Source organism: Acinetobacter legionensis (assembly GCF_057165765.1).
Genome location: NZ_CM169896.1, coordinates 46,833 through 66,326, shown reverse-complemented (window position 1 = coordinate 66,326; position 19,494 = coordinate 46,833). Strand labels below are relative to the sequence as shown.

At 35.7% G+C, this 19,494-nt stretch carries 17 protein-coding genes; 10 read left to right on the top strand and 7 right to left on the bottom strand.

Going from position 1 to position 19,494, the window contains the following annotated elements; all coding sequences use genetic code 11:
* Window positions 1-6: 6 nt before the first annotated feature.
* Window positions 7-675 (bottom strand): acyltransferase, encoded by a 669-nt coding sequence (locus AC2G3J_RS00310; RefSeq protein ID WP_483770505.1) that lies wholly within the window; start codon window positions 673-675, stop codon window positions 7-9.
* A 223-nt stretch (window positions 676-898) separates the two neighbouring features.
* Here AC2G3J_RS00310 and AC2G3J_RS00305 point away from each other — a divergent pair, with 223 nt between their 5' ends.
* The 5 genes from AC2G3J_RS00305 to bamJ (AC2G3J_RS00285) all read left to right on the top strand — a co-directional run bounded on the left by AC2G3J_RS00305 (window position 899) and on the right by bamJ (AC2G3J_RS00285) (window position 6,281).
* Entirely contained in the window at window positions 899-1,999 is a 1,101-nt protein-coding gene (locus tag AC2G3J_RS00305; RefSeq protein WP_483770504.1) for a polysaccharide biosynthesis/export family protein, read from the top strand.
* Between the two features lies 1 nt (window position 2,000).
* The gene (locus tag AC2G3J_RS00300; RefSeq protein WP_333664542.1) at window positions 2,001-2,429 is read left to right on the top strand and encodes a low molecular weight protein-tyrosine-phosphatase; all 429 of its coding nucleotides are present in this window, start codon (window positions 2,001-2,003) and stop codon (window positions 2,427-2,429) included.
* 21 nt (window positions 2,430-2,450) lie between these two features.
* Entirely contained in the window at window positions 2,451-4,646 is a 2,196-nt protein-coding gene (locus tag AC2G3J_RS00295) for a polysaccharide biosynthesis tyrosine autokinase (RefSeq protein ID WP_333664540.1), read from the top strand.
* Window positions 4,647-4,837: 191 nt separating this feature from the next.
* Window positions 4,838-5,545 carry a BamJ family beta-barrel-assembly machinery protein gene (gene bamJ / locus AC2G3J_RS00290; protein WP_333664539.1) on the top strand — a complete coding sequence of 236 codons (708 nt, stop codon included), beginning with the start codon at window positions 4,838-4,840 and terminating at the stop codon, window positions 5,543-5,545.
* Between the two features lie 46 nt (window positions 5,546-5,591).
* Window positions 5,592-6,281: a BamJ family beta-barrel-assembly machinery protein gene (bamJ, locus tag AC2G3J_RS00285; protein ID WP_483770503.1), complete on the top strand. Its 690-nt coding sequence runs from the start codon at window positions 5,592-5,594 to the stop codon at window positions 6,279-6,281.
* Between the two features lie 695 nt (window positions 6,282-6,976).
* Here bamJ (AC2G3J_RS00285) and murJ read toward each other — a convergent pair.
* Window positions 6,977-8,527, bottom strand: coding sequence for a murein biosynthesis integral membrane protein MurJ (murJ, locus tag AC2G3J_RS00280; RefSeq protein WP_483770502.1), 1,551 nt, complete (start codon window positions 8,525-8,527; stop codon window positions 6,977-6,979).
* 88 nt (window positions 8,528-8,615) lie between these two features.
* Window positions 8,616-9,188 carry a 1,6-anhydro-N-acetylmuramyl-L-alanine amidase AmpD gene (ampD, locus tag AC2G3J_RS00275; protein WP_483770501.1) on the bottom strand — a complete coding sequence of 191 codons (573 nt, stop codon included), beginning with the start codon at window positions 9,186-9,188 and terminating at the stop codon, window positions 8,616-8,618.
* Window positions 9,189-9,342: 154 nt separating this feature from the next.
* Here ampD and nadC point away from each other — a divergent pair, with 154 nt between their 5' ends.
* The 3 genes from nadC to AC2G3J_RS00260 all read left to right on the top strand — a co-directional run bounded on the left by nadC (window position 9,343) and on the right by AC2G3J_RS00260 (window position 13,553).
* Window positions 9,343-10,188, top strand: a complete 846-nt coding sequence (gene nadC / locus AC2G3J_RS00270; RefSeq protein WP_336953820.1) for a carboxylating nicotinate-nucleotide diphosphorylase — start codon at window positions 9,343-9,345, stop codon at window positions 10,186-10,188.
* A 152-nt stretch (window positions 10,189-10,340) separates the two neighbouring features.
* Window positions 10,341-11,504 carry a DUF2135 domain-containing protein gene (locus tag AC2G3J_RS00265; RefSeq protein ID WP_336953821.1) on the top strand — a complete coding sequence of 388 codons (1,164 nt, stop codon included), beginning with the start codon at window positions 10,341-10,343 and terminating at the stop codon, window positions 11,502-11,504.
* Between the two features lie 171 nt (window positions 11,505-11,675).
* On the top strand, window positions 11,676-13,553 hold the full coding sequence (locus tag AC2G3J_RS00260; protein ID WP_419819817.1) for an LTA synthase family protein: 1,878 nt from the start codon (window positions 11,676-11,678) through the stop codon (window positions 13,551-13,553).
* Between the two features lie 14 nt (window positions 13,554-13,567).
* Here the strand turns inward: AC2G3J_RS00260 and AC2G3J_RS00255 are convergent, their stop codons facing one another.
* The 4 genes from AC2G3J_RS00255 to rph form a co-directional block, all read right to left on the bottom strand.
* The gene (locus tag AC2G3J_RS00255) at window positions 13,568-13,732 is read right to left on the bottom strand and encodes an ABZJ_00068 family colistin stress protein (protein ID WP_336953823.1); all 165 of its coding nucleotides are present in this window, start codon (window positions 13,730-13,732) and stop codon (window positions 13,568-13,570) included.
* 231 nt (window positions 13,733-13,963) lie between these two features.
* A complete protein-coding gene (locus AC2G3J_RS00250) occupies window positions 13,964-16,144 on the bottom strand; it encodes a phosphocholine-specific phospholipase C (RefSeq protein WP_483770500.1) in 2,181 nt (726 codons plus the stop codon).
* Between the two features lie 20 nt (window positions 16,145-16,164).
* Window positions 16,165-16,293: a hypothetical protein gene (locus tag AC2G3J_RS00245; RefSeq protein WP_262087376.1), complete on the bottom strand. Its 129-nt coding sequence runs from the start codon at window positions 16,291-16,293 to the stop codon at window positions 16,165-16,167.
* Between the two features lie 219 nt (window positions 16,294-16,512).
* Window positions 16,513-17,229, bottom strand: coding sequence for a ribonuclease PH (gene rph / locus AC2G3J_RS00240; protein WP_004723527.1), 717 nt, complete (start codon window positions 17,227-17,229; stop codon window positions 16,513-16,515).
* A gap of 776 nt (window positions 17,230-18,005) precedes the next feature.
* On the opposite strand from rph, the gene AC2G3J_RS00235 reads away from it, so the two are divergent.
* Entirely contained in the window at window positions 18,006-18,446 is a 441-nt protein-coding gene (locus tag AC2G3J_RS00235) for a hypothetical protein (RefSeq protein WP_483770499.1), read from the top strand.
* Window positions 18,446-19,240 (top strand): hypothetical protein, encoded by a 795-nt coding sequence (locus AC2G3J_RS00230; protein WP_483770498.1) that lies wholly within the window; start codon window positions 18,446-18,448, stop codon window positions 19,238-19,240. Before AC2G3J_RS00235 ends, AC2G3J_RS00230 begins: the two co-directional genes overlap by 1 nt.
* Window positions 19,241-19,494: the final 254 nt, after the last annotated feature.

Genomic DNA, 19,494 nt, shown 5'->3' with positions numbered 1-19,494 from the left:
TTTTCATTATTCCTCCCAAATCACTTCATCTTTGACAAATCTGCAAGGAGCGCCTAAATATAAAGAATTCTCATATACCATTTTCTTTGATAGTATTGACCCTGCTCCAATTATTGAATTCTTTGGGATGTATGAACCTTTCAAGATAACTGATCTACATCCTATCCATACATGATCTTCAACTATTATTGAACTATTATGGTTTAAAATTTCACCTTTTAAATTTTTTATTAGATGAAAATCAGTATCCATCATCAGTATATCCCATGACATCAGACAATTATGACCAATTTTTATATTTTTTGTGCATACAATCGAACTTTCTGCTGTAATTTTAAAATTATTACCGAGTGTCAATATTGCCTCTTTCGCAACAGAAATTTTCGAACCATGTCCAATACTACATTTACCTTCAAATACTACTGTTCCTGAAACCTGCCAAATTGCTCTTGATCTTTTTTCATCAAAAATTCCAACACCATAACTTCCAACAATGATACGTCCAATTTTTTTAATATCTTGTTTTATAAAGACTTTACCTTTAACTTCTTTTAAATAAACATTTCGTGAAATTAATACTGGGAGCTTTATTGCTTGAAAAAATGAAAAGTATTTAAAGTTAAAATACAATGTTTTCAATATTGAGTATTTTAAAATTTTTCCAATAATTTTCATACATTTAATTTCCAAATTAATGTTATTTCATAACTTTAAGTTATATTAAACTAATATACTATTCAACCTGAACTTTGTACAAAAAAACTATCAATCTGTGTATACATTTTTTTGTACAATTTAACAAAACAAAGATATAGGTTAATATTTATTTTTAGCTTACAATCTTCTATTAAGTTTGGATTGATTAGCTTCAATACGATATAAAATAAGGGTTTTGAATGTGAAGTATCCGTACACCTCTCTGTTTACAATTTTAGCGATTTCAATTTTATTTTCTGGTTGTGCGATCACTTCGGGGCTTCAGACGTATGATTTACCAGAACAAGGACAGTATAAAACGGATCAAGGTGCTGAACTATCAGTCGTACAATTGACCCAAATGATCATTCCAAGCTTGGATATTGTGAATCAAACTCAAGCAAAAAATATTGCTTCTTTGTTTCATCATCAACAGAGTACATATCGTTTAAGTTCAGGTGATGTGCTTTCAATTCAACTTTGGGCATACCCTGAAATTACTCCACCGATTCAAGATGCAACTAATATTAAAGCTGTAGGTTACCCTATTGATCCAAATGGTAATGTTCAATTACCTTTGGTTGGTTCAGTACGTATTGCGGGTAAAACTTTAGCTGAAACCAATCGTTTTTTACATCAGCAATTTGCTAAATATTTAAAACATCCCGATGTTGTTGTCCGTGTATTGTCTTATGAAGGTCGCCGTTATTTTGTCAACGGACAAGTTATGCGCAGTGGTCAATATACTTTAAATGATCAACCGATTAGTATCTATACTGCATTGGGTCAGGCGGGTGGTGTAGATACCAAAACTGGTGATACCACCAACATCCAACTGATCAGAAATGGACAGACTTATAGTCTCAATACCATTCAGCTCGAAAAACAAGGATTGTCTCTGCATCAATTATTAATCCAACCGAATGACACGATTTTTGTGAATACTAAACAAGATCAAAAACTCTATGTCATGGGTGAATCAAGTCGCAGTCAAGCCCTCACATTACGAGATCAAGGCATGACCCTGAGTGATGTACTTGGTGAAAGTGAAGGCATCAGTCCTTATTCTGCCAGTGCTGCACGTATTTATGTAATGCGTACTGACCTTAGCACCAAGCAGTCTACAATTTATCATCTGAATTTAAGCAGTTTAGGTAATTTGGCCTTAGCCAATCAATTTGCCATGAAAAAAAATGATATTGTTTATATTGATGCTACAGGTTTAACCCGTTGGCAACGTATTATGAATCAAGTGATTCCATTCTCAAGCGCTCTATACAGCTTTGATCAATTGGGTAAATAGAATGCAGATTCAAAACATCTTGGTGGTTTGTGTTGGAAATATTTGCCGTAGCCCAATGGCAGAGTTTTTTTTAAAGCAAAGCCATCCTGATCTACAAATAGAGTCGGCGGGGCTTTCTGCCATGGTCGGCCATTCTGCAGACGATAAAGCGATAGCCTGTATGGATGCTTTAAATATTGATATGCGCGCTCATATTGCGCGCCAAATAAATGCTGAATTGATCAAAAAAGCAGACCTTATCCTGGTAATGAGTAAAAATCAATCACAACATATTGAACAGAAGTGGCCTTTTGCCAAAGGCAAGGTTTTCCGTTTAGGGCATTGGCAAGGTCAAAATGTGCCTGATCCATACCAACATGATCAAGCTTTTTTTGATGAAACATGTAAAAATATCCAAGCTTATGCCAATGACTGGCAATCACATCTATAAATTTTAATTAGTTGTTTACCTATGAACCAAAATTCAAAAACTAATGATGATACGATTGACTTAAAAGAGTTATTTTTCTCTTTAATCGCTCAATGGAAAGTGATTGTCCTCTGTGTCATTTTAACTTTAATCTGTGCCCTACTTTATTTACGGGTAACATCGCCTGTTTATTCTACTGATGCAATGGTTCAGGTAGAAGATGGTAAAAGTGCTGCATCTGCTGCTCTCATGGGTGAACTCAAAGATGTTGCTGGTGGCTTGGGACAAAAATCCCCAGCTGATGCTGAAATAGAAATCTTAAATTCTCGGCTTGTACTTGGTAAAGTGATTAAGAATTTGAATTTAAATATTCAAATTCAGGATAATGCAGATACTTTTTTACATAAATTAGTGTCCAAAGACAAAACCAAGCTCAGTTATAGTTCTAAAGCAGTTGATTTTCAAAAAAATCAATTTAGTTTTTCTATTTTAAAGTTAGATATCCCAGAATATTATTATGATAAAAAACTCACTTTACAATTTATAGATAAAAAGCAGTTTAGTTTAAGTTATCAAGATCAAGTCCTATTTAAAGGTGTACTCAACCAGCTCAACCAAACTCAAGACAATAAAGGATTATGGTCAGTTCAAATTAATAGCCTAAACCCTTTTCAGCAAGACTTTACCATCACTAAATTTGCTCTTCCTTCAGCTGTTAAACTGATACAAGAAAATTATTCAGTTGCTGAAAAAGGCAAAATGACAGGTGTGATTGGTATTAGCTATAGTGGAAATGACCAGCAACATATTACTCAAGTTCTCAATAATATTTTGAGTGTTTATCATGAACAGAATATTGAACGTAAAAGCTTAGAGTCTAAGCAAACCTTAAGCTTTCTGGATCAGCAACTACCAGAGTTGAAACAGCAACTTGAAGAATCTGAGATTAAATTTAATAAATTCCGCGAACAATACAATACCGTTGATGTCACTCAAGAATCAGAGTTGATGCTAAAGCAAAATGTTGAATTGGAGAAAATGCGGATAGAGTTAAAGCAAAAACAAGCTGAATATTCTGCGAAGTATACTCCTGATCATCCATTGATGACTGAAATTAATGCACAGCTTGCTGCGATTGATAAAAAATCAACTGAGCTTAACCAAGCCATTAAACGTTTACCTGAAACCCAACGCTTATATTTACAACTGTATCGCGATGTTAAAGTCAATACCGAACTTTACACCTCATTATTAAATAGTTACCAACAATTAAAAATTGTGAAAGCGGGTGAAATCGGTAATGTTCGTATCATTGATACTGCAGTAGAACCTGTTAAACCAATTAAACCAAGAAAATTGATTGTGTTAATTCTTTCCATTTTTGTTGGTGGCTTTATTGGAGTAATGATTGCATTACTACGTAATATGCTTTCATCGGGTATTAAAGATTCAAGTCGTATTGAAAATGAACTTGATCTCCCTGTGTATGCCACTGTACCCCGCTCTCCGATTCAAGAAAGCCGAGTACAATTGCTGAAAAAGAAAAAGTCGATTCCTATTCTTGCGGCTAAAAATAGTGAAGACATTGCCATTGAAAGCTTGCGTAGCATTCGAACTACGATTCACTTTGCTTTAAATAAAGCAAAAAATAATATTATTGCCATTTCAGGACCCGCTCCAGAAATTGGTAAATCATTTATTTCGACTAACCTCGCTGCGATTTTTGCACAGGGCAATAAGAAAGTCTTATTGATTGATGCCGATATACGCAGAGGCTATTTACATAAATATTTCAGTCATGACACTTCACCAGGTTTGACTGAGTACTTAGCAGGTCAAAACACTATTGAACAATGTATTGTTCATTCAAACACTGTAAACAATTTAGATTTTCTGCCACGTGGTAAAAATCATAGTCATGCTGCTGAAATGCTCGGTTCCAATGGTCTTAGCGAATTATTGGAACAGCTTTCTCAGCAATATGATCATATTATTATCGATACACCGCCTATCTTGGCAGTAACGGATGGCATCATTATTTCTCAATTTGCGGGTGTAAACCTTGTTGTTGCACGTTATGCAAAAACTCAGATGAAAGAACTTGAATTAACCATCAATCGCTTTGAACAAGCAGGAAGCAAAGTGAATGGTGTTATTCTCAATGATGTTCGAGCAACCGCTGGAGGTAATTATGGCTATAATTATGCTTATGCCTACACCGCTTCTAAAGATGATTGATATCTAATAAGTATCAAAAAAGCCAGATTGAATCTGGCTTTTTTGTGCCGAGTTTTTAAACAATATAACTGTATATTTTTAGTTGTCATCATCAGATAACTATATCGTTTACGATGAAGAAGTTATATGCTTGAGCAGATTATGCTAATGATCAAATTAGCCTCTTAAAAGATTAAAATTTGGAAATTTTTATGAGTAAAGCCTTACCCATCGCAATTGCTGTAATCTTAGGTGGTGCTGCACTTGTACCTGTTTATTATGCATCTCAACATCCTGCTGATGTAAACAGTCATTCAATGTCAAAAAATGCTAAACCTGTAGAAAAAATTAGTTATGCACTTGGTTATGAAGTTGCGAGCCAAACCCCACCGGAAGTCGATGTGAATACATTTATCAGTGGTATTCGTGATGGTCATGCTAAAAAGCAACGTGCCTATACAGATGAAGAATTACAAGCTGCGTATGTTGACTTCCAAAAAGAAATGCAACAAAAGCAATTACAACAAAGCAAACAAACAGCTTCATCAAATGACTCATTCTTAGCTGAAAATGCGAAAAAAGAAGGTGTTAAAACAACAGCCTCAGGATTGCAATATAAAATCACCAAAGAAGGTACAGGTAAACAGCCTGCTGCTACTTCACAAGTCACAGTACATTACAAAGGTCAGTTGTTAGACGGCAAAGTATTTGACAGTTCGTATGATCGTGGTCAACCCGTTGAGTTCCCTTTAAATCAAGTGATTCCTGGTTGGACTGAAGGTTTACAACTGATGAAAGAAGGTGGAAAAGCAACCTTATATATCCCTGCAAAATTGGCTTATGGTGAACAAGGTGTTCCGGGCACGATTCCTCCAAACAGCACTTTAATTTTTGATGTTGAACTTGTTAAAGTGAAATAACATTTAAGAAAAGGAGAGATTTACTCTCCTTTTTTGGATTTAAATTATGAAAAAAACACTTATTATGCTTAGTCTTAGCATGCTGAGTACAGCAGCTTTCTCAGCACCGATTAACAATAAAAGCTCCCAACAAGATCAACTGGGTTATAGCTATGGTTATGTCATGGGCCGTACCAATGCTGACACCTTAAAACAAATTAATTTAAATGCCTTTATCCAAGGGATTAAAGAAGGTTCTACGGGTCAGAAAGCAAGCTTAACTGATGAAGAAATGGCAAAAGCACTTGCACAATATAAACAGCAAACTGAAGCAAAACAAATGCTTGAGTTTAAGCAAGCTGCAGATGTAAATGCCAAACAAGGTGAAGCTTTTCTTGTAGAAAATGCAAAGAAAGCAGGTGTGATTACTCGCCCGAGTGGTTTGCAGTATAGTGTTTTACAACAAGGCACTGGAAAATCGCCCTCTGCAAAATCTAAAGTCTCTGTAAACTATGAAGGTCGTTTATTGGATGGGACTGTATTCGACAGTTCTTTTGCACGGAATGAAGCTGTTGAGTTTCAAGTTAGCCAAGTAATTCAAGGATGGACTGAAGGTTTACAACTGATGAAAGAAGGCGCGAAATATCGTTTCTTTATTCCAGCAAAACTTGCCTACGGCGAGATTGGTGCGGGTGATGCGATTGGCCCAAACAGCACATTAATTTTTGATGTAGAACTATTAAAAGTTTTACCTTAGTTTCAATGCTAAATAGTTTTAAAAATAAAAAGCATCGCTCAATTGCGATGTTTTTTATGCTCTACTAAAAAATCTTATCGCATTTCATAGACGTAAATTCATCCCTTGGTCAAACTTACAGTACTGTATCTTATATTCATAGTCAAACCACCTAATTATTCACACAAGTGATTTCTATCAAATTACTGATTATAAACTAAGCTTATGTTTTTATATAAACTTTTAGAAACTGTTGGTTATCAATTCATTTTTTTACTTTTGAATCATAGATGATTACCCTACCGTGGGGCGACATGGATGTCGCCGTTGGGCGGGGGTACAGGAAGTACCCCTCGCCTAACATGAGCAAAAACAAAGCACTGCTTTGTTTGCAGCGCAAGGTTTGGCATCCTCTCTGAAAAGTGAGGCATCGCCTACGCAAAGCTATTTAAACTTTCAATGTAAGGTGTGGCATTGCAAGATTTTTTATAATTAAATAATTTATTTTTCCATTTATTTGATTTAATTGAAAATATTAATTAAAAGAAATTATGTTCTTGTGTCTGAGTTTTTTGACAGATTAACTATAGAATTTAAATTCTATCCCACACACGATGGTGACATCCTTGTCACCATGCACTAGATACATCACTTATGCTTGAATGATGCTCAAAATAAAAGCTGTCTCATTTATATTCTGTTGATTGGTCTTAATTTTAGTGTTTTAAATGTCTTGGTCTAAAACCTGCTGCGAGCAGAGCAATACCATAAGCTACAATACCCACCACACATAACCCGACAACTTCAAGAATTCGAAGCCATTGCGAAGCTGTACCATCATACCAATTTAAAGCAAACCATAGCACACCAATCATCACGATATTAGCTATGGCAAATTGAAGGAATAATTTTTTCCAGTGCGCGCCAAAACGGAAAATATTTTTCTTATGTAAATAAAAATATAACATCCCAGCATTGACCAAAGCTGAACCTGAAGAAGCAATCGCTAAGGCCATATGCTCGGCTTGCCAATCAATCAATTTAAAAATACCAATAAAGATAATATTTAAAATCGCATTGGCTGCAACAGCCATTAAGCCGACACGTACAGGGGTTTTGGTGTCCTGAATGGCATAAAAGCCTGGTGCAAAAACTTTAATCAACATAAATGCCAGTACACCACCACTCATACATTGCAGTGCCATAGCGGTCATTTGCGTATCACGTGCATCAAAAGCACCATGCTGGAAAAGTGCTTGAATAATTGGCGTAGATAACATGAACAAAGCAATACTGGCTGGCACACCCACCAAGACAATCACACGAGCTGCCCAGTCTAACATTCTACGGAACTTGGCCTGATCTTGTTCTGCTTTACTCACAGAAAGAGACGGAAGAATCACAGTACCAATAGCAACACCAATCAATCCAAGTGGCAACTCGGTCATGCGTTCAGCACTATATAACCATGACACCGAACCATCTTGCATGAATGATGCCCAGATTGTATTTAACAATAAGTTAATCTGAGTGACTGATACACCAAACAAAGCGGGCAACATCAGTTTTAGAATCCGATCTACACCTTCATGTTTAAAATCAACTTTAGGTGGAATCAGTAATTTTTTATTCCATAATTCAGGGATTTGAATGGCAAGTTGTAAAACCCCTGCTGCAACCACAGCCCAGCCTAAAGCCATGATCGGTTGAGCCATATGCGGGGCTAACCACCAAGCACCAGCAATCATTGCCACGTTGAGTAATACAGGCGAAAACGCTGGAGAAGCAAAAGACCCATAACTATTTAAAATACTGCTGGCAAATGCAGTCAATGACATAAACATCAGATAGGGAATCGTTAAACGAAACATATCTACAGCCAGATCAAATTTTGCAGGATCATTATGAAAACCGGGTGCATAGACATACAAGATCACAGGCGCAATAATCATACTGATTAAAGTTAACAACGACATCACCATTAACAAACAGCCAAACACACGACTAATGAGAATCTGTACTTCTGCATGCAGTTTTGTGGTTTTATATTCGGTGAGTACAGGAATAAAGGCTTGTGAAAAAGCCCCTTCTGCAAATAAACGCCTGAAAAAATTGGGAATACGAAAAGCAACCACAAAGGTGTCAAAATCCTTACCTGCCCCAAACACATTGAGCAAAACCATATCTCTGACTAAGCCCAAGACTCGTGACAACATGGTCATTGCACTGACAATAAAGGTGGATCGCCACAGCGCCATCGTATTCACCTAGTTAAAATAAAGTCGCTATTGTAATTAAATATTCTTAAAATTGCGTTGTTAAATCATAACCAGACGCTTATTTACTTCACTTGTTCTATCTTAATTTTTTCTGGTTCAAACTTTCTCTAAACTGCTGCCATTGAAAATGTGGTCCAGGATCAGTTTTTCGTCCTGAAGCAATATCAGAGTGCCCTGTTAAATGATGATCAGTTTTCGGATAAGCGTGTTGCAAAGTGGCAACCACATCAACCAGTTGTTGATATTGGATAGCTTCAAAATCGCGATCATCACTTCCTTCAAGTTCAATGCCAATTGAATAGTCATTACACTCAACTTTACCCAGATAAGCTGAACGTCCTGCATGCCAAGCCCGATCATTAAAATTAACAAACTGGATAATTTCACCAGTTCGTAGAATCAATAAATGTGCAGAAACCTGCATACCCTTGATGGTTTGGAAATAAGGATGTACTGACCAATCCAGTTGATTTTGAAAAAACTGTTCAATATAACCTCCACCGAACTGTGAAGGGGGCAAACTAATATTGTGAATCACAATCAGCTGTATCTCTGTATTTTCAGGACGTTGATTATAGTTGGGTGATGGGACTTGTCTTGCGCCAATCAATTGACCATTTACGACCTGAAACTGCGGTGCAGATTGCATATCTTATTCCTACAGGATTTTTCTATTTTCAATAAAGCTAATTTTCAATATTTTAGTGTACTCTTATCTGTATAAAATAAAAACTTCTTCAAACTTGCAACGACAGTGCTAATATATCGCTCAGTTTTTAAGGGTGACTAAAATAGGGATATCCATGAGCATACCTGAATCTTTGCTTGAACAATCTATTCAAATTAATATTCAACAAGCACTCCAAGAAGATATTGGCGATGCTGATATTACTGCCCTACTCACACCAGAAGATGAGCAAGCGACTGCCACGATCATTTCGCGTGAAGATATGGTCTTGGCGGGACAACCTTGGGTCGATGCGCTGATCAAAGCGTATGATCCAAGCGTACAGATTACTTGGCTTAAAAATGATGGTGACTGGGTCAAAGCCAATGAAACCATTTATAAATTGGCAGGTTCTGCGCGTAGTTTGCTGACTGTTGAGCGTCCTGCATTAAACTTTGTGCAAACCCTGTCTGCAGTCGCAACCAAAACGGCTGAATATGTAAAATATCTAGAAGGTACAGCAACCAAATTATTAGATACACGCAAAACTTTGCCGGGTTTACGGATTGCACAAAAGTATGCAGTTGCTGTAGGTGGCGGTCAAAACCACCGCCTTGGTTTATTTGATGCGTTCTTAATTAAAGAGAATCACATCATGGCTGCCGGTGGTATTGCTCAAGCAATTGCCAAAGCGCATCAAATCGCACCAGGTAAGCCTGTTGAAGTCGAAGTTGAAACATGGGATGAACTGAATCAAGCACTTGAAGCCAAAGCCGATATCGTCATGCTAGATAATTTTAGCCAACAACAAATGATTGATGCGGTTAAACATGTTGCAGGGCGCTGTAAATTAGAAGCTTCTGGAAATATAACTCTTGAGAATTTAAGTGAAGTTGCACAAACAGGTGTTGACTATATTTCGATGGGTGTATTGACTAAAGATGTTAAAGCGATTGATTTATCTATGCGTTTTAATGGCTAATCACTCAATCATATTCGGTCATAAAGCAGTATCAATATACTGCTTTTTTTATTACAAAATATAACGATGAGTCAATAAATAATCAGCTAATTTTATGCAAAAGACCTTCTAAATAACAATCAAATTACGTGTACCAACAAAAGAGATAAACAATGAAAAAACATATTTTATATTCATCACTATTCACATTATCTATTCCGATCCTGAGCCATGCAGACACAGTCAATGTGCATGTGTTAAGTGCAACAGTCAAAGATCAAAATATTGCTAATGCTGAAGTAATTTTGCAAAAAAATGGTGAACGCTCTGCATCAAGCTCTACCAATACAAGTGGCCGAGCTTCAGTCAATAGTAATACTACAAACAATTCAGATGATTTACTGATTATCAAAAAATCAGGTTATTCAACACTGGTTGCAAAATGCCCATGTGATGGCATGACCTACGCCTTAAGTCCGGTACTCAAAGATCTCAACAGTATGCGAATTGTACTGAATTGGGGGCAAAACCCTTTAGATCTCGATTCACACTTAAGTTATAAAAATCAGCATGTATATTGGGACAGTAAACAAGGTTTGGCTGCAAATCTGGATGTGGATGACACCGACTCTTATGGTCCTGAAACCGTCACGATCGATAAACGTTTAGAAGGTCAATATTATGTGTATTCAGTACATGACTTTTCTGATCGCACTCAACCAACTACGACCAATTTATCCAATAGCCAAGCCAAAGTCATGGTGTATGCGGGTGAATCACTGATTCGTTCTTATTATATTCCAACTGGTCAAACCGGGAATTTATGGACTGTATTCCGCATTAGCCCTGAAGGTGAAATTCAAGACATCAATCGTATTTCAGGAACTACGGTTAACGCAAGCCAAGTGGGTTCAACAGTATCAAATTATCAAAATCAAACCACTCGGGTAAATATTGTTCCTGTCTCAGCCGATGCGCAAAAAAGAGCCAAGACACTTAATTTAAGTGCAGATAAAGCCTATCAAAACAACCAGATTGAACAAGCTGCCATGCTCTATCAACAGTCTATCGACTACAATCCAAATGTTGGCCAGACCTATAGTAATCTTGCCGTTGCTTATCAAAAGCTCAATCGTTCCTCAGAAGCTTTATGGGCAAATCAAAAAGCCATTGCTTTGGCAACCAATAACAATACCAAAGCTTATTCTCACTATAATATGGGTAAAATCTATGAAAATAATCAAGATTATGCCCAAGCTAAGCAACATTACCAATTGGCAAATCAATACAAACCAAGCGCGACTTATGATGAAGCGATACAACGTGTAAGCCAGTAAAAAAATTGCCCAAAGGATATCTACATTCTTTGGGCAACTTTGATGCTTTAGTTTGCTATTTTTTATTGATTAGTTTTAATTTTGCTTACAAAACAACCAGTTTTTACATAGAAAAGCCGTCTGAATAAGCCTATAATCTTTGGCTTCCAATACATTCCTGTAATTAGGCCAATGAAGACTTTGAAACAACAAGTTTTGTTTTTACTTGTCGCTTTTTTATCTGTATTTGCTTTTTTCTTATACCAAGAAGATATCACGCGTTTCTTTCAATTACGTGACATCTATCTAAAACCACGTCTGTATAAATATGGCTTTTCAATTCTCTTAAACTACGCCTTTATTAGTTTATTTTATTTAATTTTAAGAAAAACCTTTGCGACCATTTTACTCAGTCAATTTATTATTTTTTTGCTGAGCTTTATCAATATCAAGAAAGAGCAATATCTTTCTGCGAGTTTGGTTCCTAGTGATTTTTTATTATTTAAAGAAACCTTTATCGCCTCTCCAATCATGCTCAAAATTGCGGTCTTTGCAGCAATTGCTGTGTTTATTGGACTATTTGTATTTCTCTATAAAAAAGAGAAATTAGGGACAAAGCCGCTCCTCCTGACAAATAGCATTTTATCTTTTGCTATCCTTGGCTTCTTTATTACTGCGAACTTTAAAAATAATTTTAGTGAAGCGTGTGCCAATGCAGCAAAAAATTCAATTTGCCAATATGCAAAATATTTACCCAATACCCGTGGTGACTGGATCGGTGATCATTTAACCATTAAATACTTAGGTTTTTCGACCTTCTTTTTTTCCAAAACCGTAGATGGCTTAAACAATAAAATTTTCCAAACACAAGTTGTTCCTGAAGAAAAAGTTGCTGCTTTTTATCAACCAGTGACGGTTGAGCATGATGAAGAACCTATAGCGAATCTAGCATCAGATGATCAGTCACAACAAAAGTTATTGCCAAATATCGTTTTTGTGATGAGCGAGTCGCATTGGGATGCCACAAAATTAGATAGAAGCATTCCACGTAACATCACCCCAACAATTACTAAAAATCAGGTTTCTAGCTTATTGTCTCCAAGCTTTGGAGGAGGAACTGCTAACGTTGAGTTTGAAGTTTTAACCAGCCTAAATACCTATTTAAATCATAATGAATTGGCTTATGTATCAAAATTAAAACGCCCAACCTATTCATTACCAATGTACTTAAATACATTGGGTTATGAAACAACTGCAATGCATAACAACGGCAAATATTTTTATAACCGTAGCGCAGTTTATCAAAATCTAGGTTTTAACCGTTTTACTTCAATTGAAAATATGATCAACATGGCTGATCGCGCCAAATATATCAATGCTGCGGGTTGGGCTACTGATGATTTGATTTATAACAGCATTGAAAATCAGCTTAATAATACCGACAAACCTCAATTTATCTATGCCATCAGTGTTGAAAATCATCCAATGTATAGTGATGATCGCTTTGGTAAAGACCATTTTAAAATCACTAAAGATGGTGTGAGTGAAAACAGTAAACGTGCACTGAACACTTATTTAACGGGTATGCAACGTGCTGATGATAAATTTAAAACCCTGATTGAGCATGTCAAACAGCTTGATCGCCCAACAATTGTGATTTTCTTTGGTGACCATTTACCCAACTTACAAAGCGTTTACGATGAGTATGGCTTCTTTAAATCAGAGCAAGAAAAAGCTGAGAAAAAAGATGTGCGCTTCTTTGAAACACCACTTGCAGTTTGGGCAAATTTCCCGATTGATCAAAAGCAATTTAAAGGGCCTTTTGTGGCAGCACATTTCTTAGCACCCAAAGTATTAGAAGCTGCACATATTCCTCTTTCACCTTACTATGCTTTTGTAAATAAGGTGAGCGCTTGTTATACAACCGTTCATCAGACAGGTACGCAAACACAAAAATCTTGTGAATTTAACCAAGCTGAGATTCTACAACAGTATAAAGACATGAATATGGATGTGTTAAATGGTAAGAATTTCACTTATCAGATGTTAAAATCAAAAGCTGAAAGCTAGTCCTGTCCAAATGATTAAGAAGGTTCTCCAGAGTCTTCTTGATCATGCTGTCGTTCAGCCTGTTGTTGCGGTTCATTATTTTTTGCGTCAAATTCTTTGCTTTCGAAATCTTCACGGCGTGGATCTCCAGCCATCAATACAAAGGTAATCACCGCGAATAGAACAATGAGTATTTTCATAAACCTGCCATTTGCTAAAATTTTAAATATTCTAAATATCGGCTGATGAAAAGATTTGTAGAGTCTGTATACGAAACAAGGGATTTCAGCTGATTTATGTATCTATTGAGATAAATAGATGATTGGAATCTTAATCATGTAAGTTTGCGCAAATTATGTGAGCATTTATCAACTCAAAAATAAGGTGCAAAGCGCACCTTATTTAAATCATAAAAATTTAGCTATTTAAAATTAAGATTCTATGAATCCCATATAAGGGTCAGAAAATGAGTCTTTACCCGTTTCAATACGCCCAGCAAAACGGCGTTTAAAGGTGCTATCACCGTCTATTGTCACAGTAAAATCATACCAACCACCGAAATCAGACATATTCCAATTCAACTCCTTTTCTGTAGAAGCAGTTTCGATATTCCATGTCTTATTGGGTAGATAAGCATTGGCTTTCACCGTCAATTTTGCTGTTTTCGCAGCGTCATTACGAACTTTTAAATAGAGTTTAGGATCACACTCTTCAACACATACACGCACTTCTGGCAATGCATCTATTTGTGCAGACTTGACTAAATCTCCTGCAAAGCCACGATGGAAGCCATTTGGACCCAACACCCATAAATCGTATAGTCCATTTGAAGTGTTCCATACATCGTCCAATTGTTTGCCTGCTTCAACCATATAACGACGAGGAATTGCGTCTAAATTCAATTTGTCGTAAACATGGAAAACTGCGGCATGTGTTCCTGTATTGGAGAACATTAACTTCACCGTTTTTGTTGCCACATCAACTTTCGCACTACTATGTAAAATATAAGGTAATGCCCGAGACAATCGTGTTCCTAATTCTTGAACAGGATAGACCTGACTTAAAGGACGAGAGACCGGCGGCAATAGCGCTTGCGCATTACGAATCGTATCTGCATCATTTTTGGTTTTTTTACCCATCAAGTCCGAAATAGCCGTAGTATTTGGATTTTTAAAGTCAAAAGCTGTGGTTAAATCACCACATACAGCACGGCGATATGGACTAATATTCGGTTCTTGCACGCCAAAACGTTGCTCTAAGAAACGAATAACAGACGAATGATCAAAAACCTGTGAATTTACCCAACCTCCACGGCTCCACGGAGAAATCACATACATGGGTACGCGTATTCCTGGACCATAGACACCCACACCATTGCTGACTTTAGGATCAGTAAAATTAGGTTGCCCTGCTGAAGCTTTGGGATGTGTAGCGTATTCATATGAGATTTGTTCATCACTTAAGGTGGTTTTACCTTGCATCACACCTGAAGCATCTTTTGACGGTGCACTTGGTGACGGAACGTGATCAAAAAAGCCATCATTTTCATCAAAGTTGACCAATAAAACCGTTTGACTCCAAATCGCTGGGTTTTCCGTTAAAGCATTTAAAACTTCCTGAATGTACCAAGCACCTTGTACAGGGCTTGATGGTCCGGGATGCTCACTATAGGCCGCAGGTGCAACCATCCAGCTGACTTGAGGTAATTGACCTTTGGCAATATCATCTTTAAATGAAGCAAGGAATCCACCATCAGGCATCGTATTGGCAATCCCTTTATACAATGGTTGTGTTGCATCAATGGCGGGATCATAAGCAGGACAGGTGCTGTCATTGTTTACAGGTTTACCGGATAACTCATTGGCACGGCGATACTGTTTAAAGCCCGCTAAAGGATTGTCAGTAAAGTTATCTGGCATGTTTTGATAAACTTTCCATGTCACACCCGCTTGTTGTAGGCGCTCTGGATAGGTTGTCCAATCATAGCCTGTGCTTGATGCACCAATACTGTCCAAGTCATTTACGACACTGGCGACACCCGCAGCTTTAGGACCGTTTGAACCTGTCCATAAGAACATACGATTCGAATTGGTTCCTGTATGCATTGCACAATGATATGCATCACACAGGGTAAAGGCGTTGGCAAGTGAGAACTGAAATTCAACTTCTTTTTGTTTGTAATATCCCATAGATTGGGGTTGCTTATATTGTACCCAATTGCCCATACGGCCATGGTCCCAAGCAAATTGCCCATCTGTCCATGAGTGTGGCGTACCGCTAACACGTTGTGCATTGCCACGAGTGCTGTCTAAATGATAGGGAAAAATTTTGTTCTTATCTTTATCATATTGTTCCCAAATCTTACGCTTGTCGGATAGCGGAATCGTAAAACGATCACCAAACCCACGAACACCTTTTAATGTTCCAAAATAATTATCAAACGAGCGATTTTCTTGCGTCAAAATGATGACATGTTTTACATCTTTAATCGTGCCTGTTTCGACTTTGGCGTCAATGGCTAAGGCTTTTTGGATGCTGGCTGGAAAGCTGGCTAAAGCGGCTGTACCAAATATTGTTTTTGTTGAATTGACTAAAAAATCACGACGGTTCATCTCTATTTCCTTATTTTTTATTATGGTGCGCAATGTACTTTACACGCAGCGGGTGGCTGTGGATTCGTCGTTGAGCTTTCATTATCATCATTACAAGCACTGAGTAAGACACTCAGACTAGTCACTAAAATCAGCAAAAAATTTCGCATTGTCCTATCCATGAAATAAAGGTAGGAATAGTCAATACAACTGGTATGACGCTAGAGTGAAGTTTTTATGGCAGTTTGATGAATATTTTTTAAAATATGATAAATATCAAATATTTGTTTTAATTTATAAATAAGCGACTTAGTTTAAAACAAGTTTACGGAATAAAAAACGCATCCGAAGATGCGTTTTGATTATAAAAATATATCAATATTTTAGAATTACCAACCAAGCGCTTCTTGTTGTTTTTTTACCAATTCCTGAATACCCTTTTCAGCCATTTCAAGCATTGCATTAGATTGAGCGCGTGTAAATGGTTTTTCTTCTGCAGTCCCTTGAATTTCAATAAATTCACCTGCTTGAGTCATCACCACATTCAAGTCAGTTTGGCAGTTAGAATCTTCTTCATAACAAAGATCAAGCAATACTTCATCTTGATACATGCCGACAGAAATTGCAGCAACGAGGCCTTTTAATGGATCGTGCTTAATTTTCTTTTTCTCAAGAAGTACATTCATGGCATCAATTAATGCAACCGCAGCACCCGTAATTGCAGCAGTACGTGTACCACCATCTGCCTGAATCACATCGCAATCAATGGTAATGGTGTTTTCACCCAATTTTTTCAAATCCACCATTGCACGTAAGCTACGACCAATCAAACGTTGAATTTCTTGAGTACGACCAGATTGCTTACCGCGAGCAGCTTCACGGTCGCTACGTGTATGGGTAGAACGTGGCAACATACCGTATTCTGCAGTCACCCAGCCTTGGCCCTGACCTTTTAAGAAACGTGGCACTGAATTGTCAATACTTGCAGTACACAGCACTTTTGTATGACCAAATTCAACCAATACTGAACCTTCCGCATAACGGGTGTAGTTACGGGTAATTTTAACTTCACGTAATTGATCTAATGCACGTTGGTCGATACGCATAGCTTGTCCTTATGGAATTCAAAAAATATTGCGACTTATTATAACAGATCTAAGAGAGATGGTTTTGTTACAAGAGGGTGGTTTTTGAAATTGTTCGCTGTAAAGTAGCGAATCATATTCAGATTCAAGTCATCTATAATTAGTGACAAGAGCCTCATAGACTACATTCTCATAATAATATGAGATATGTTCAGCAAATCCATTTACAATATCTTTATGTAATACCTTCTAAATTAAATAAATTCATTTTTGTATAAAGCCACATAAGTTACATCTCTATATTTTATACAATTGGCCAAAAAGTAAAGCTGACTCGAATTTAATAAAATGACGACTAATTTTCCTATTAATTTATTTCATAATTTTTTATATCTATACGATTTCCCCCATGATTGAATAAAATTATTTAATGATCCAAATTAATAAATATTTCATCTATTAAAAATACTTTTAGATACTATTTACTAGATTAATATCAATATAATTTCATTTTTCCTATTTTTTTATTTATATAAGAATAATTTTAGCTTTTAAATCAGATTAAAGGTTTTATAAATTATTACTTCTCTTTAATAAAACTCGCTTTATGTATGGAAACATATGTGAAAAATATAGAAATATTTTAATAATTATACTTATCTTAATCGTTCTATTTGTTATTCAATACTTTTATATGGATAATTAATACTTACAATTTAAATAATGTTTTTTTAATAGACAATACAATATTATCCTTTATATTTTATTTAATATTATTTTAGAAAAAATAAAAAAACATGAATAAGTCATTCGTTAAAATACTAAGTTATTGCCTAATACTTTCAGGGATCAACTCTTTCGTTTATGCAGATGATGGTATTCCAATTATGGCTAGTAGGGCAAATTGTAAAGCAATTTCTCCTGAAGGAGTTGGATATCATAATGAATCATTTAGTTGGACTCTAAGCTTCCCCAAAGCCATGATTGTAGAAACGAAACAAACTACTGCAAATGGAGCAATGAGATCAAAAGCTTCTTCAACAGTTACAGATTTTCCAAATCCAGATATGGAGTATGGTTATAGAGCCTACGCTGGGTATATTGATAGTTTTTTTCGGCCAAATAGAAATTGGTCTGTTAAAGGAAAACATATTTATGAATTCGCTATTGGTGGAGATATTGGATATCGAGAAACTTTAGCAACAGACTGTAATCTTAGTCAGGGATGGCCTTGGTAATGAAAAATAAAAAACTAATCATTAGTATGTTACTAATTGGTTTGGTCTCTCTTTTTATAGGAATAAGATCCTTTTTCTTCGTAGTAAAAGAACAAGTTAATCAAAATAAACCGGAAAAGCAAAAAAATAATTTAGCTTTACCTGAGGCTATTTCAGACCAAGAGGAAAATAAAAAGGCTAGTAAAATAATTATATCTGAAACAAACCAAATTAAAAATATGTTTGCTGAATCAGCTTTTTTAACAGTAGTAAGCTTAAAAAATGCACCTCTAACACAAGAGAAGAAAATAGATTTATTAAATAAAATAAATAGCTTATATAAATATGGAAGCTTAAGTGGAGGGAAAATAACTCATGAATTTTCAAATATAGAAAAATATAGAAATTTTCAAAAAAAATATGGATACAACACTATTAAAGAGAAAGTTAGTTTTTCACCTAAAGATTTACTATTAAGAAATAGCACTTTAAAATTAACAGGTTCCTATTATTCTGGGGGATATACTAAAAACAAAGGATTTGATTCTTTATATCGCTTATATGAAGCACCTAATGGGGAAAAAATTGAAATTAACCAAACGAAATTATCTAAAAATGGAATGAAGTTATTAATTATAGAAGAGACATTAAATTATCGTTTACCCAATGAAATACCTGCAACATTTGAAACTTTCGATTATGAAAAAACCTATAGTCTTAGGTTTGTTCAAAATGGGTATAGATATGCTATTTCTACCCAAAATTTGGATAAAAATTACATTATCAATTTGGCCAATTATCTTACAGAAAACTAATTTAATCACTCTCCAAAATGCATATTTTAATTTATTTTTTTATCACTTGTTTATTTTGACAATTTATTAACAAAATTCTTTCTGACTTTAATGCCATTTTAAGAACTTAATCTTACATAAGTAATCTAAATAACTTTGTTTTTAGAAATCAATTTATTTGTTCTATTTTCAGTATTTTATTTATAATTTTCTCGTTCTTTTTAAATTTTTTGTATTAAGCCGGTTAAAAATAAATTAAATGCACCTTGTTGACA

What these genes read in the sequence shown, in the direction of transcription:
- AC2G3J_RS00310 (WP_483770505.1), bottom strand. Translation starts at nt 675, where the DNA reads ATGAAAATTATTGGAAAAATTTTAAAATACTCAATATTGAAAACATTG.
- AC2G3J_RS00300 (WP_333664542.1), top strand. Translation starts at nt 2,001, where the DNA reads ATGCAGATTCAAAACATCTTGGTGGTTTGTGTTGGAAATATTTGCCGT.
- AC2G3J_RS00295 (WP_333664540.1), top strand. Translation starts at nt 2,451, where the DNA reads ATGAACCAAAATTCAAAAACTAATGATGATACGATTGACTTAAAAGAG.
- bamJ (WP_333664539.1), top strand. Translation starts at nt 4,838, where the DNA reads ATGAGTAAAGCCTTACCCATCGCAATTGCTGTAATCTTAGGTGGTGCT.
- bamJ (WP_483770503.1), top strand. Translation starts at nt 5,592, where the DNA reads ATGAAAAAAACACTTATTATGCTTAGTCTTAGCATGCTGAGTACAGCA.
- ampD (WP_483770501.1), bottom strand. Translation starts at nt 9,188, where the DNA reads ATGCAATCTGCACCGCAGTTTCAGGTCGTAAATGGTCAATTGATTGGC.
- nadC (WP_336953820.1), top strand. Translation starts at nt 9,343, where the DNA reads ATGAGCATACCTGAATCTTTGCTTGAACAATCTATTCAAATTAATATT.
- AC2G3J_RS00265 (WP_336953821.1), top strand. Translation starts at nt 10,341, where the DNA reads ATGAAAAAACATATTTTATATTCATCACTATTCACATTATCTATTCCG.
- AC2G3J_RS00260 (WP_419819817.1), top strand. Translation starts at nt 11,676, where the DNA reads ATGAAGACTTTGAAACAACAAGTTTTGTTTTTACTTGTCGCTTTTTTA.
- AC2G3J_RS00255 (WP_336953823.1), bottom strand. Translation starts at nt 13,732, where the DNA reads ATGAAAATACTCATTGTTCTATTCGCGGTGATTACCTTTGTATTGATG.
- AC2G3J_RS00250 (WP_483770500.1), bottom strand. Translation starts at nt 16,144, where the DNA reads ATGAACCGTCGTGATTTTTTAGTCAATTCAACAAAAACAATATTTGGT.
- AC2G3J_RS00245 (WP_262087376.1), bottom strand. Translation starts at nt 16,293, where the DNA reads ATGCGAAATTTTTTGCTGATTTTAGTGACTAGTCTGAGTGTCTTACTC.
- rph (WP_004723527.1), bottom strand. Translation starts at nt 17,229, where the DNA reads ATGCGTATCGACCAACGTGCATTAGATCAATTACGTGAAGTTAAAATT.
- AC2G3J_RS00235 (WP_483770499.1), top strand. Translation starts at nt 18,006, where the DNA reads ATGAATAAGTCATTCGTTAAAATACTAAGTTATTGCCTAATACTTTCA.
- AC2G3J_RS00230 (WP_483770498.1), top strand. Translation starts at nt 18,446, where the DNA reads ATGAAAAATAAAAAACTAATCATTAGTATGTTACTAATTGGTTTGGTC.